The sequence below is a fragment of the uncultured Butyricimonas sp. genome, assembly GCF_959596855.1.
Lineage (GTDB): Bacteria > Bacteroidota > Bacteroidia > Bacteroidales > Marinifilaceae > Butyricimonas > Butyricimonas muris.
Genome location: NZ_CAUFYA010000023.1, coordinates 64,848 through 77,909 on the forward strand (window position 1 = coordinate 64,848; position 13,062 = coordinate 77,909).

At 49.0% G+C, this 13,062-nt stretch carries 10 protein-coding genes and 1 riboswitch; of the genes, 6 read left to right on the forward strand and 4 right to left on the reverse strand.

Annotated features, from left to right (window positions below; all coding sequences use genetic code 11):
- Nucleotides 1-8: 8 nt before the first annotated feature.
- From Q5866_RS11315 to cbiB, 4 genes are all read left to right on the forward strand, one after another.
- Complete coding sequence (locus Q5866_RS11315) at nt 9-578, forward strand: cob(I)yrinic acid a,c-diamide adenosyltransferase (RefSeq protein ID WP_186974524.1); 570 nt, start codon at nt 9-11, stop codon at nt 576-578.
- A gap of 123 nt (nt 579-701) precedes the next feature.
- Entirely contained in the window at nt 702-2,177 is a 1,476-nt protein-coding gene (locus Q5866_RS11320; RefSeq protein ID WP_303180303.1) for a cobyric acid synthase, read from the forward strand.
- 2 nt (nt 2,178-2,179) lie between these two features.
- Complete coding sequence (locus Q5866_RS11325) at nt 2,180-3,190, forward strand: histidinol-phosphate transaminase (RefSeq protein WP_303180304.1); 1,011 nt, start codon at nt 2,180-2,182, stop codon at nt 3,188-3,190.
- Entirely contained in the window at nt 3,187-4,143 is a 957-nt protein-coding gene (gene cbiB, locus Q5866_RS11330) for an adenosylcobinamide-phosphate synthase CbiB (RefSeq protein WP_303180305.1), read from the forward strand. The genes Q5866_RS11325 and cbiB overlap by 4 nt, the downstream gene beginning before the upstream one ends.
- 110 nt (nt 4,144-4,253) lie before the next feature.
- Here the strand turns inward: cbiB and Q5866_RS11335 are convergent, their stop codons facing one another.
- The 4 genes from Q5866_RS11335 to Q5866_RS11350 form a co-directional block, all read right to left on the reverse strand.
- Nucleotides 4,254-4,736: a ferritin gene (locus Q5866_RS11335; RefSeq protein ID WP_303180306.1), complete on the reverse strand. Its 483-nt coding sequence runs from the start codon at nt 4,734-4,736 to the stop codon at nt 4,254-4,256.
- Nucleotides 4,737-4,837: 101 nt separating this feature from the next.
- On the reverse strand, nt 4,838-6,157 hold the full coding sequence (locus Q5866_RS11340) for a cobyrinate a,c-diamide synthase (RefSeq protein WP_303180307.1): 1,320 nt from the start codon (nt 6,155-6,157) through the stop codon (nt 4,838-4,840).
- 10 nt (nt 6,158-6,167) lie between these two features.
- Nucleotides 6,168-7,379: an aminopeptidase C gene (locus Q5866_RS11345; RefSeq protein WP_303180308.1), complete on the reverse strand. Its 1,212-nt coding sequence runs from the start codon at nt 7,377-7,379 to the stop codon at nt 6,168-6,170.
- Nucleotides 7,380-7,567: 188 nt separating this feature from the next.
- Entirely contained in the window at nt 7,568-9,910 is a 2,343-nt protein-coding gene (locus Q5866_RS11350) for a TonB-dependent siderophore receptor (RefSeq protein ID WP_303180309.1), read from the reverse strand.
- Nucleotides 9,911-10,017: 107 nt separating this feature from the next.
- Nucleotides 10,018-10,220: riboswitch (cobalamin riboswitch) on the reverse strand.
- 358 nt (nt 10,221-10,578) lie between these two features.
- Between Q5866_RS11350 and Q5866_RS11355 the strand changes: the two genes are divergently transcribed.
- Nucleotides 10,579-12,297: an O-antigen ligase family protein gene (locus Q5866_RS11355; protein ID WP_303180310.1), complete on the forward strand. Its 1,719-nt coding sequence runs from the start codon at nt 10,579-10,581 to the stop codon at nt 12,295-12,297.
- A 72-nt stretch (nt 12,298-12,369) separates the two neighbouring features.
- On the forward strand, nt 12,370-13,062 hold a 693-nt coding region (locus tag Q5866_RS11360; RefSeq protein WP_303180311.1), incomplete at its 3' end, for a hypothetical protein.

Consider the following 13,062-nt stretch of genomic DNA (forward strand, 5'->3'; position numbering starts at 1 on the left):
CAATTATTATGAGGATATACACGAAAGGAGGAGATAAAGGAACCACCGGAATACACGGGGGTAGCCGGGTAGATAAAGATGACATCCGCATCGAGGCAAACGGAACGCTCGACGAACTGAATGCGTCGCTAGGTGTCATCCGGGCTCTTTTGAACGAAGAGGACGAACGCCAAGAAGTATTAGCATACCTTCAACGCTCGTTAATGATTGTCATGTCACAAGTGGCAACCCCTTCCGCTATCCGGGCACAGAACCCGAACAAACTCCCGGAGGCTCTGGATACATTTTGCGAGCAACAAATTGACCGGATGAATAACGAGCTGCAACACCCCTCTACACATTTCGTGTTACCGGGTGGAACAATGATTTCCGCCCAATGCCACGTGGCACGCACCATCGCACGGAGAGCCGAAAGACGTTTATGGACACTAAACCGTACAGATGAAGTTCCCCCTCTCATCCTTCGCTTCATGAATCGCCTCTCCGATTTACTTTTCACCATGGCACGCTGGGATATGGATAAAGAAGGCTCGGAAGAGGAAAAATGGAAAGCCTTTCTTTACAAGAAAAAGAAATAATTTACGATTTATGAATTACGATTTACGATTGAAAGAGCGTTGGTTAGTGGATGGGAATCATCTAATCTTAAATCATAAATCAAGAAATCAATAGGTCTAAAATTTAAAATCTAAAATTAACACATGTTTCTTCGCTCTATCATGTTTGTCGGCACCTGCTCGGACGCGGGAAAAAGCATCATCAACACGGCATTTTGCCGTATATTCAAACAGGACGGTTATCATCCCGCCCCCTTCAAGGCACAAAATATGTCCTTGAACTCTTTCTCCACCCCCGACGGGTTGGAAATAGGACGAGCCCAAGCCGTACAGGCGGAAGCGTGCGGTATCGCCTCGGAAAGCGACATGAATCCCGTGCTACTGAAACCCACGAATGACCAGAACTCGCAAGTGGTAGTAAACGGGAAACCCGTCGGCAACATGTCTGCGAAAGCATACTTCATGTCCGACAACAAAGCCGGATTATTCAACGAAGCCTATGCCGCTTACGAGCGTTTGCGTGCCCGGTACAACCCGATAGTACTGGAAGGAGCCGGCAGCATATCCGAATTGAATCTCCGGGAGCGGGATATCACCAACATGCGCATGGCTCTGCGCACCGATGCCGCCACCTATTTAGTTGCAGACATCGACCGGGGCGGCGTCTTCGGTTCCGTCTATGGCTCCATCGCCCTACTGTCGGAAGAAGAAAAACGCCAAATGAAAGGAATCATCATCAACAAGTTCCGGGGGGACAGCTCCCTTTTCGACGAAGGACGCCGCCTACTGCACGAATTGACAGGCATACCCGTCGTCGGGGTCATCCCTTACTTCCGGGATATCTATATCGAGGAGGAAGACTCCGTTTCCTTGGAAACCAAACACGCGAAAGCGGAAAGCGGGAAAATCAACGTCGCTATCGTACTGTTGAAAAGGATGTCCAACTTCACGGATTTCAACGTGCTGGAAAGAGATGAGCGATTCCACGCTTATTACACGAACAACACCGACGAAATCCGTAAAGCCGATATCATCATCCTGCCCGGCACCAAAAACACGATATCGGATTTACAAAATATCCGGGCAAACGGCATCGCCGAGGCAATCATTCGTGCCCACAAAGACGGGAAAAAAGTAATCGGCATCTGCGGCGGCTACCAAATGCTGGGCGCCCGCATCGAGGACCCCGACCAGATTGAAGGCGACATACCCGCCATACCGGGCTTGGGTATCCTTCCACTCGTCACGGTCATGGAACCGGAGAAAGTCACACGACAACGCCAATTCAACTTCCGCGATTACCCGGAAACTTGCCAAGGGTACGAAATCCACATGGGACGCACCCTCCTGCTTGACGGGGCAACCGCCTCGCCTCTCAATCGGCTACCCGACGGACAGGCGGACGGCTACCTGCTCAGCGACAAATGCTGGGGCACCTACCTCCACGGCATTTTGGACAACAACGTCGTACTGAATGACTTGGCGACAGGTCTAACCCAAGCCTCGCCGAAAACATTCGACTACGCCGAGTTTAAGGAACAACAATATGACAAACTAGCCCGGCACGTGCGAGCATGTGTTGACATGGACTATATATACTCCACACTTAAAACCAAATAACAATGCTAAACGGACATGGTGACGACCTGTTCCAGACAGGAACAAATATTAAAGCCAATTTCTCCACGAATGTATGGTACGACGCGGACGCGGACATCATCCGCTCCGTCCTCAAGACACAAATCGACACGATATTCCATTACCCGGAACCCGCTGCCGAATCCTTTGTAAACGAAGTGGCAAACAGCCACAACCTGACACCGCGCAACGTGATTGCCGGAAACGGTGCTACCGAGCTGTTTTACCTCATCGCCCACGCTTTCGAGGGGGCGAAAACGATACTACCGGTACCTTCCTTCAGCGAATATGAAGACGCTTGTACATTATACAAACACCAACTCTCATTCATCCCTTTGGAAAACTTCCAACCCATCGCGGGAGATTTGATGTTTATCTGTAACCCGAACAACCCGAACGGGTACATCTGGACGCGAGAACAAATAGAATACATCCTGCAACAATTCCCGGACATGACGCTTGTCGTGGATGAATCGTTCATCAACTTCGCCCCGACAGCAGAAACCAGCGAACCGCTATTGTCCCGCTACCCGAATCTATTGATAATACATTCCATGACCAAGAATTTCGCCATCCCCGGCTTACGCTTGGGCTACATGTTAGGAAATGAAGCCTTGATAGAACGCGTCCGGGCTTTCAAATCCCCGTGGAGCGTCAATTCACTGGCTATCGAGGTCGGTAAATTCTTACTTAAAAACGGGAAATACCTACTCCCCGACACGAGCCGACTGATGAAACGAAAACAACAATTCGTCAACCAACTCGACAACCTCCCCGGTTTCATCCCGTTGAATTCAGGTACTTCATTCTTCCTCGTGCACACGAAATTCGACACGAGGCAACTGAAACAACATCTCATCGAACGACACGGGATTTTAATCCGGGACGCCTCCAACTTCCGCGGATTGGATGAACACTACTTCCGGATAAACACCCTCTCCGAAGAGAAAAACCAAATGCTCGTGAACGCGCTAAAAGATTTAGAATTAAAATGAATTCATTTTCAATTTTCAATTTTCAATTTTCGATTATAATCGTTCCCCTCGTCATCGGGTACCTGCTCGACTTACTTTTCGGCGACCCGAGAAAGTTACCCCATCCCATCGTGGCTTTCGGGAATATCATCGCTTGGTGCGAACGACATTTAAACAAAGGGAACTACCGTAAAGCCAAAGGTTGCTTCATCGCTATCGGGTTGCCTCTCGCCACCCTCTGCACGGGGGGAGTGCTCGCATGGGGTTCTTGGCTCATTCATCCCGCCGTCTACTACATCGTTGCCTCCGTTCTCGTCTTCTACGGTCTGGCAAACCATAGCCTTATTCAAGAAGGTGGGGAAGTGATTCGCACGCTAGAAACGCGAGGATTGGAAGCCGGAAGAAAACGCCTTTCATGGATAGTGGGACGCGACACCAGTCAATTGCCCCCGAAAAAGATATACACTGCCGTACTGGAAACGATGGCGGAGAACCTCAGCGACGGGGTCGTCGCACCGCTATTCTTCTACGCCTTGGGCGGCTTTCCCGCCATGATGATGTACAAGATGGTAAACACCCTCGATTCCATGCTCGGGTACAAAGATGCCCGATACAAGGACTTCGGCTGCTGTTCTGCGCATCTCGACGACATTTTGAATTACATCCCCGCCCGATTGACAGCTTTCCTAATGGCCTTATCCGGCTATCGAAAAGGTATTTTCAGCTTCATTCGAAAATACGCCCGGCAACACGCCAGTCCCAATTCCGGCTACCCCGAATCGGCGATGGCAGGCATCTTGAATTGCCGCTTCGGCGGACCCAACATCTACCACGGTATCCTCGTCGAAAAACCCTATATCGGGAGCAACGACCGGGAACTATCCGGCAGGGATTACAAACGAGCCGCCCGCGTCAATCAAACCGTGTGCCTCGTTACCGTCTTACTGATTTGCACTATTTATTCCATCATATAAAGATGGTGTGTCGCAACACACCATCGCAGACTTTAAGAGCCGAAGGCTCAACTTTACGAACTTTATAAACTTTATGAACCGGAGGTGTGTTCCGACACACCTCCATTAATTTATTTCCGTCCCCCCAACTTATCGTCCATATACACAAGATTGTGCCCGTCCAATTTCCGAAGACGCTCCACGATTGTTTGCGCGGTATCTTCCTCCTCCACTTGTTCGTTCACGAATCCATTGATAAAATTCTGGGCGGCTTTATCACCTTCCTTGATAGCGACATCCAACAAATCATCAATCAATTTAGAAACATGGCACTCGTGTTCATAAACATGCTCGAACACCTCCAACGGCGTCCCCCATGCCGCGGGCACCACATTGATTTGCCCAATCTCGATATTTCCACCGCGTTTAATCACGAAATCAATCATCTCGTAAGCGTGCTCCAATTCCTCTTTAGACTGTGCTTTCATCCATGATGCCATCCCGGGATACCCACTCTGGGCGAAATACACGGACATTGACAAATACAAGTTAGAAGACCACATCTCGGCATTCACCTGAGCGTTAAACGCTTTCACTAAATTCTCTTTCATCATATCTCTTTTATTTAAAGTTTATTCTATTCTCCGAATAAACCCGAACAAAACATATGCCACGCGACGCCCCCTGTCAAAAATACCCGCCGCAGGACAAATTGTCATTCCGAATCCCGTAACGCCATATTCAACAATCGTTCCATCCCGCACTCCCCCCAGTAAAAATGGACGTAACTCGCTATTACATTTTTGTAACGGTAAACAGGTGTATCCACCCTTCCCCCTTTAGCATTGTACACTTCTCCCACGCAAGCCACCTCTTCCGTCCCCGGTTTCACGCGGGAATAATGAAACTCATGCCCCCGAATCGCCTTACCGTTCAAGACCACTTCCCGGTACCCCAGCTTCAACTTCATGGGTTCCATGGTCGCTTCCCGACTCAAAACCCCGACCATGGGATAAGCGACACCATCCGTTCCGGCAATAGATTCACACAAATACATCATTCCCCCACACTCCGCCAGCACACGCCCTCCCGCCTCGCAATAAGCACGAAGAGCCTGTTTCATCTCTTCATTTCCGCTTAATTCGGCAAGAAACAACTCGGGATACCCGCCCGGCAAATAAATCAAATCGGCTTCCGGCAACACGGTATCATGCAACGGGCTAAAAAACACGACCTCCCCCTCACGCTCCAAAGCCCCGATATTCTCCCGGTACATGAAATTAAAAGCCTCATCCCGCGCAACCGCAATCTTCATCTCTCCCCGTTCCGCGTCCCCGTTCACGCCACATGCCGGGAAATCCGTCGTACAAATCTCCAGCAACCGCTCCACGTTCACGGTTTTAGCCATCACCTCCGCCACCCGATTGGCAAACTCGTCAAAACAGCAACTCCCGTCAATCGACAACCCCAAATGACGGGAAGGAATCACAATCCCTTCATCCTTGGGGATATACCCCAGCGCTTCAATCCCGACATCCTCGCAAGCCCCCCGCAAGTAAGCGTAATGCGACTCCGACGCCACGAAATTAAAGATAGCCCCGACAACACGAATCCCCGGGTAAAAATGCTTGAACCCGTGTAACACGGGCGCCACGGAATAAGCCGTCGACTTGGCGTTCACCACCAGCACCACGGGAATCCCCAGCAACCCGGCAATCTCGGCACTACTTCCCCTCATCTTGTCATACCCGTCAAACAATCCCATGACTCCCTCCGTCACGCAGGCATCAGCCCCCGTCCCGTAACGGGAATAGATTTGCCGCACGTGTTCCGCCGAAGCCATAAAAGTATCCAGATTGACAGCCTCCTCCCCGGCAGCCATCGCGTGATGTTTCGTGTCAATATAATCCGGTCCGCATTTAAAGGGTTGTACTTTCATTCCCTTGTTCCTCAACAATCGCAACAAACCCAACGTGAAAGTAGTCTTCCCGCTTCCCGAAGTCGCCGCACCTATCAATACCTGTGGTTTACGCATTTGTTCATGTTTAAATCCCTAATTTCTTTCTGATATCCTTTGGTATCGCATTCTTGTGCACCAGAATATCCATCGTCTTCAACGCCATATAAGGATAAGAGGCATAGAAATACCCGCCGAATCGATTGTACTTGTTCCACGAGTTCTTCACGATAAAATAAGGTGTACCGTTCTGGTCCATCGCCTTGCCGATAACGTGCATACCATGGTCGTCGGTCGTCAAGTAACGGTCGAACTCTTCCTGCCGCATCTCTTGGGTAATCTTTTTCTCGGGAGCCGGAGCCAGCTTGAAAGCATCCAACGTCTGTTGTTCTTTAGGCAATTTCTCCCATTTGGCAATTTCAGCCCCGGTCATCTCTCTCGTGTCGGTCGAGGGCACCACCGCCACCCCGGCATCCTTCGTTGCAAATCCTTTCTCACTCACGTCAGCACCCCAAACGAAAGTGTACCCGTTATCAATCGCACTCTCCATCACCCGCATCAACTCGTTGAGCGGGATATTGTAAGCCTTATCCCACGACCAATTGTCTTCCACCTCCAAGGCAAACTCCGTGTAAAAAGGATGGTGCGTGAACGAGGTCAGATTCACGTAATCGTCCATGTTCAACCCCACCACCTCGTCGGCAAAAGTCCGGGGTGTGTACTCTTTTCCCTTGTACTCGAACTTCTCGGGCTCTTCACCAAGATAAACGTCCAAAATTGCATCAAACCCTTTCTTCCAAGCCGTACTCAAACGTTTATTTCTATTCTCGACCACCGCTTCCACGTACGCTTTCAACACGGCGTCAATCTCCCCGAACACATGATTCGGCTCCCCGTAATTCAAACCCTTGAACACCTCAAGAGGCACAATCCCGTACTTCTTCGCCATGTTAATTACATCCGACGAAGCACCACCCACGGCAAAATTCAACACGCCATGCAAACGCACGTACTTCTCCGCCTTGTCACTGTAAGCATGTTTCACGAAATAAATAGCCGAAAGATTAACCGAATCTTTTCCCTGTCGCATCATCTCCGACTCCAGAAAAGAAGCCGTAGACCACGACCAACAAGTCCCGGCACGGAACTGATCTTTCACGGAAGTAGCGGGCAATCTCTTAATGTCCGTAAACTTATACCCTTCAGGTTTCACGGTATCCTGCTTCACCGTATCTTGCGCACAAACACCTGCACAGGCAGCAAAGACCAAAACAAATAAAAACAATACAAACTTTTTCATATTCTTATATTATAATGACTATTCTATTTTTTGACAAAAGTAGCCAATAAGTCTGCATTCTGACGTCTACCCCGCAAAATATTTCCACAGATTTCATAAACAACAAATTAGCAGGTTACAAATCAAATACTAACTTGTAACCTGCCAACTTGTAACCTGCCAACCTGTAACTTTCGCCTTCGGCGAAACTAAAAAGTATATGACACGGATGCCTGATAATTCCGGGGTTTTCCCAGTACAGTTGTTTTCTCGAAATACTCCTTGTCAAACAAATTATTAATATTCAAAGCCAGATTCACATGCCCTTTAATCGTGTAATATATTCCCGCATCCATCAGCCACAACGCCGGAGTGTAAATTCGTTCCTTGATATCGGAGAACACCTTATCCTTGAAATTTCCGCTTAATTGGAACGACAAGTTCTTCAACACCCCCGTGGGAATCGTGTAATCGGCATACGCGTAAAAAGTTGTACGAGGCACACCTGTTTCACGCACATTCTTATTTTCTTCCTTGTATTTCGAGAATCGTCCACTCTCCGCTATCTGTCGCAAACGATATTCCGCCCAACTCAATCCCGTCGTAAACCGAAGCGTCGGAAGAGGACGAACCACAATCTCAAAATCAAATCCCTTTGACATACCTCGACCTACTTGCCCTTGAATATTCTTCGTCACGGTACTGCCGTCGACCACTACAGTAGTATCTCCCAAACTCTTCACGATATTATAGCGACTCGTGTAGAAAATCGAAGCGTTGACATCCACCCATTCATTCAACGTGTAATGCCCCCCGACTTCTGCCGAAATTCCTTTCTCCGGCTTAAACACTTCTCCGCCATCCGTGTCGGGATTGAACTCGTTCCCCTTTCTATCCAAATACATAATATCCGGATTATAGAACTTCACCACCGGATTGAAGAAAGAAGAAGCGGAAGCATAAAATGACAATTCCGGCACCGGGAAATACACCACTCCCGCCCGATACGTGAAAGCGGAAGTCTTCACTTTATTCCATTCCGAACGGTTCTCCTTCTTGTAGTCCTGTTTCCCGTCCAAAACCTTTGCTGTTGCCGTTTTATAGTTATAAAAATCCACGCGTCCGGACAACATCGCCTTCCATTGGTCGCTAAATTCCATCACATCATGCAAATACACGGCATGCGTTCTATCGGTTTTCAGACTTGCAGCTGAAATTTTGGAATCCCACCAGCCTTGTACCAACTGCGGATTCTTCAATGCCAACACAGCACCCAATCCGGGTCCCCACAAATCATCACTCCCGTACCCGTTATACTGTACAAAATCAAACGCGAAATACGACCACCCCAATGTATAATGGTGTTTCACGAATCCGGTCTCCACGTTACCTGTCAATTCCAGCACATTACTCAATTGTTTATGATCCGGGTTAAAGTTCAACGGTTTATTTCGCACCACAGAATCCAGATTTATATAGGTCGTTTTACCTTTCGAGGTATAATACCATTTATAAATAGATTCCTCCGAAGTCCGGTACCCCAATCCTTCCACGCAGCAATAATCCAAATCGCTATGGAAATAAGTAAACCTCTCTCGCAATGTCATGTTCTCGGATATCACGTGAGTGTACCGTGCCGTCACGTCCCATACTTTACGCTTCATCCGATTATTCGCGTAATCATTATATATCTCGTGATAATCGGCATAAGGATGCCGTTCTCCGCTCTTCATAAAAGGCTCGGCATCCTTACCGACTTCGTACACATCATAACGCACGGTCGGTGCGGCCCCTATTTCAGTCGTGTACTTATCATCCGCGTAACTGCCACTCACTTCCAATCTCCCTACTTTGCCGACATTCGCGCCTAAAACCCCATAAAGGGAGAATCTATTCGCGTTCGTGCGCCGGTAACCGTCGCCCGTGGAATAATGGATATTCGCCCGGTAATCAAGCGGTCCCGCCAACTTTCCCCCGAAACCCAATGTAGCCCGTTTTTCTTCCCAACTACCATAACTAATCCGGGCATTAGCTGAAAAATCCGGTGTTACCTTCTTGCGCACGATGTTCAAAACCCCTCCCATGGCAGAATGTCCCGCCAACACCGAAGCGGGTCCCTTTATCAATTCGATGGATTCCACGGATGACAAGTCCCCGTAAGGAACATTCTGGCTAACCGTTCGCTCATCCCGCATCCCATCAATCATGATAAGCGCGCTCCCTTGTCCCCGGATAGAGAATCGTTGGAACGCCCCCAGTTGATTTGTCTTGTGAATAATCCCGGGCAAAAACTTCACGGCATCTTCCAGATTCACGATACCTTTACGCTCCAACATCTGCCCGGAAAGTTTACTTACCGTTATCGGGACAAAGCGCAACGGTACATCCAACCCCAACAAATCGATACGTTTTCTTTTTTCAAGCACACTTACTTCATCGATACGAAAAATCGTATCCGTGATACTTTTCTTTTTGCGCTTGTCTTTATCCTCGGCGAAAAGCGAGCCGACACACGCGAACAGCAATACTGCCAATACAACAACTTTTTTCATACAAACTATATATTAATAATGAATAAAGCATTATTAACATAGTCTTTAGGGTAACATGAGTTTCAAGGTAAAATCCATATTTTTCCTCTCGCTTTTTCTCCCGAAAGCTATGGTTATCATCGTTCGGCAGGTCTTCTGACTTGTTCCGGATTTTGTTGCCTTCCCAGTTATTACACCAGTGACATTTGAAGTACAAAATCCCTTGTAAAGGAACTTACAGCTGCGGGTACAGTCCCGGATTCACACCGGATTCCCTATTAAGCGTCGCCTTCATGAGCGAAGGTTCCGCACCAAAACGGGGGCAAAAGTAATATATTTTTCAATACTATTCATCTCAACCGGACTTTTTATTGCCCGAAGAAATCCCATCCCAATAATACCCTTATACTACCCTTATCATCTCTCCGCTCCGCTTCCCCTCCCGTTCATCCCTTTTCCAACATCGCCGGGGAACGGCGTTGGAAAAGCGGGCCACTAGAGTTGAAAGCGGGATAAGGCAGGAATAGGGTATTATTAGGGTGGTTTTACCGCAGGTCATCCTCGAATACAAGACTCGGGGCGGGTATTGTAACTTTCATAATTTTATTTATTTTTGTTACATCCAATTTTTTATAAATATAAATAATACACCATCTTCTATGCGGCGATACAGGCAGAACATCAACAACATGAATATACATAAAATCACAATAGGCATCGCAATAGTTTTGCTTCCAGTACTCTACCGACTCGACCACTGCTTCACGGGGCTTTCGGCTGCTTTTTTTTCGCTCGTGCTCTTTTCCCTCGCACTAATCCCATACCTCCTCTCCCGGGAAAGCTACTCGTGGAGGAAAAACGACACGCTCGTCGGGTTGTTGCTTTGCTGGACACTTATCCGTTACTTCACCTCTCCCGTTCTCGATGATACTTTTATCCTTTTCGACTGGCTCGCCGCGGTTATCGCATACACGTGGGCAAGAAACTCGTCTGCCGCCGACACGATCTTTCCCGCCTTATTCGTCGGCGGCATCGTTCAATCCGCGTGGGGGATACTGCAATTCTCGGGCAACATCCCTTCTTATCATGCGTATTTCGGGCAAACGGGCAGTTTCAACACTCCCGCTCTATGGGGAATCTATTTAGCCATGGCGATTTTCGGCGGGATACGCCTGCTCGGGACACAAACAAGAAAGGGATATAAAATGCTCGTGCTCGCCGGAATGGCATTCGTGTCCGCCGGGATGATTCTGGCGCACTCGAGGGCAGCGTGGGTGGCTTTGGCGTGCGGGCTGGCATGGACATTCCTGAAACCCGCGAAAAAGCCCACGGGCAAGAAGTGGAACAAAAAAGCGGTGCTCACGACCGTGGCACTCTTGCTACTCGCAGCACTCGCACTCTGGGGCGTCTACCTGATTCGACCGGATTCCGCAAAAGGGAGATTGCTCGTGTACGGAGTTTCCCTCTTCATGCTCGGGGACGCCCCGTGGTTCGGGCACGGCATCGCTTCCTTCGCCGCCGAATACATGCCCTATCAAGCCGAGTGGTTCCTGCACCACCCCGCATCAAGTTTCGCCCGGGTGGCGGGCAACAATCATTTCGCTTTCAATGAATGCCTCAAAATAGCTTGTGAACAAGGTATTATCGGGCTGGCGTTATTCTGCCTGCTCGTGTTTTGCAGCATCCGACACGTGAATGGCGCAACACGGTATCATGCCGGGTTAGTGGTCATCATCTTTATTTTCGGAATGTTCGGCTACCCGTTCGAGGACACTTCCATCACGTGCGTTTTTTATGTCGCGGCGGCAAGCATCGCCGGGCACACGCAAGTCGTCGGGCGAGTCACGAGCGTGCCCCGGTGGGTAAGATATTCAGTTGGAACCGTGCTATTAGCGTGCCTCCTCGTGACTGGGGCGGAATACCGATACAGAAAAATTGTAGAAACCGATTTACAGGAAGCGGGGCAAGAGCGGGAATCCATCCTTCCCCCCTGTTTCGCAGAGTACTACCGTGCGCTGTATGCCTCACCGGATTTCGTGCTACGCTACGCAGAAGAACTCTACACGAGAGAACTCTACCGGGAAGCCCTCCCCGTGCTGAAGCAGGCTCGCCGCTTACAATGCAACGAACTGATTTTAATCTCGCTAGGCGAGTGTTACCGGCACGAGGGCGAGCACGACAAGGCAATAGAGGCATTCTCGCTGGCATCACGCATGACCCCGGCGTATATCCTTCCCTGTTTCCACCTGTTTTCCCTTTACCGGGAAACGGGAGAAGAGGAAAAGGCTCGCCAAGTGGCAGCGGAAGCCCTGTCCATGCAAGTGAAAATCGTCAACACCACGGTATTGCGGGCGAAACACACGATGAGAACTTATTTAAATGAAACAGAGAAAGGAGGTGAAAAATAAACAGAAAAGAGATAACACGAGAAAAACGAGGTAATACAATTATTGTACAAACATTTAAAGTAAAACAAATCTATGAGAAAAATGAAATTATTCTCCCTGGGGATTGCTTTATTCAGCTTATTTTGTTATTCTTGCATGGATGACAGGCTTGAACCCATTCCCAGAGAGGAACTGCAAGCTATCCCGTTTAGCGTCAATGACGCCAGAGAGTTCTTTGAAAATAATGCGACTGATTTATCCCCGTTGTCCTTCACCGGGATTTCCGTGGCAAGAAGCACGGGAAGGGCAAACGTCGAACTGAATCCCGAATGGGACAATGCCATGGTATCGGGGCATAAAGGGGTGACATTGATAGAGATTCCACTCTACTCCACGTCAACGGTACTGGTGCAAGAAGGAATTTTTAAAAACAAGCGACTCGTCGGTACACGAACGACAATCTCGGGAAGAAGGTTAATCGTCGCCAAACGAGCGAACGGGGAGGTCGACATGTTCGTGGCAACCATCGTACCCGAGGCACGCTCCATGGAGGACGACCTTTCCAAAATGCTGAAGGATTTCCGCTATCTGGGTGGCGGTTCATTCTCCGGAAAAGTATTCTGCTCCACCCTGGAAGGTAAATTCGTGAAAGCATTCGGGTACACCGACGGAAAACTGAACGGAACGCTTAACACCAGAATCCGCCAAGCCTCAGGCGAGAACCACGCCGGGGATGAAGAGTATTCCCGCCTGAGTTTCAGCGAAACGTCAAGCACGAGAGCGAGC

Bases quoted from the DNA above. Each gene is read 5' to 3' on its own strand.
- Q5866_RS11315 (WP_186974524.1), top strand. From the start codon at position 9: ATGAGGATATACACGAAAGGAGGAGATAAAGGAACCACCGGAATACAC.
- Q5866_RS11320 (WP_303180303.1), top strand. From the start codon at position 702: ATGTTTCTTCGCTCTATCATGTTTGTCGGCACCTGCTCGGACGCGGGA.
- Q5866_RS11325 (WP_303180304.1), top strand. From the start codon at position 2,180: ATGCTAAACGGACATGGTGACGACCTGTTCCAGACAGGAACAAATATT.
- cbiB (WP_303180305.1), top strand. From the start codon at position 3,187: ATGAATTCATTTTCAATTTTCAATTTTCAATTTTCGATTATAATCGTT.
- Q5866_RS11335 (WP_303180306.1), bottom strand. From the start codon at position 4,736: ATGATGAAAGAGAATTTAGTGAAAGCGTTTAACGCTCAGGTGAATGCC.
- Q5866_RS11340 (WP_303180307.1), bottom strand. From the start codon at position 6,157: ATGCGTAAACCACAGGTATTGATAGGTGCGGCGACTTCGGGAAGCGGG.
- Q5866_RS11345 (WP_303180308.1), bottom strand. From the start codon at position 7,379: ATGAAAAAGTTTGTATTGTTTTTATTTGTTTTGGTCTTTGCTGCCTGT.
- Q5866_RS11350 (WP_303180309.1), bottom strand. From the start codon at position 9,910: ATGAAAAAAGTTGTTGTATTGGCAGTATTGCTGTTCGCGTGTGTCGGC.
- Q5866_RS11355 (WP_303180310.1), top strand. From the start codon at position 10,579: ATGAATATACATAAAATCACAATAGGCATCGCAATAGTTTTGCTTCCA.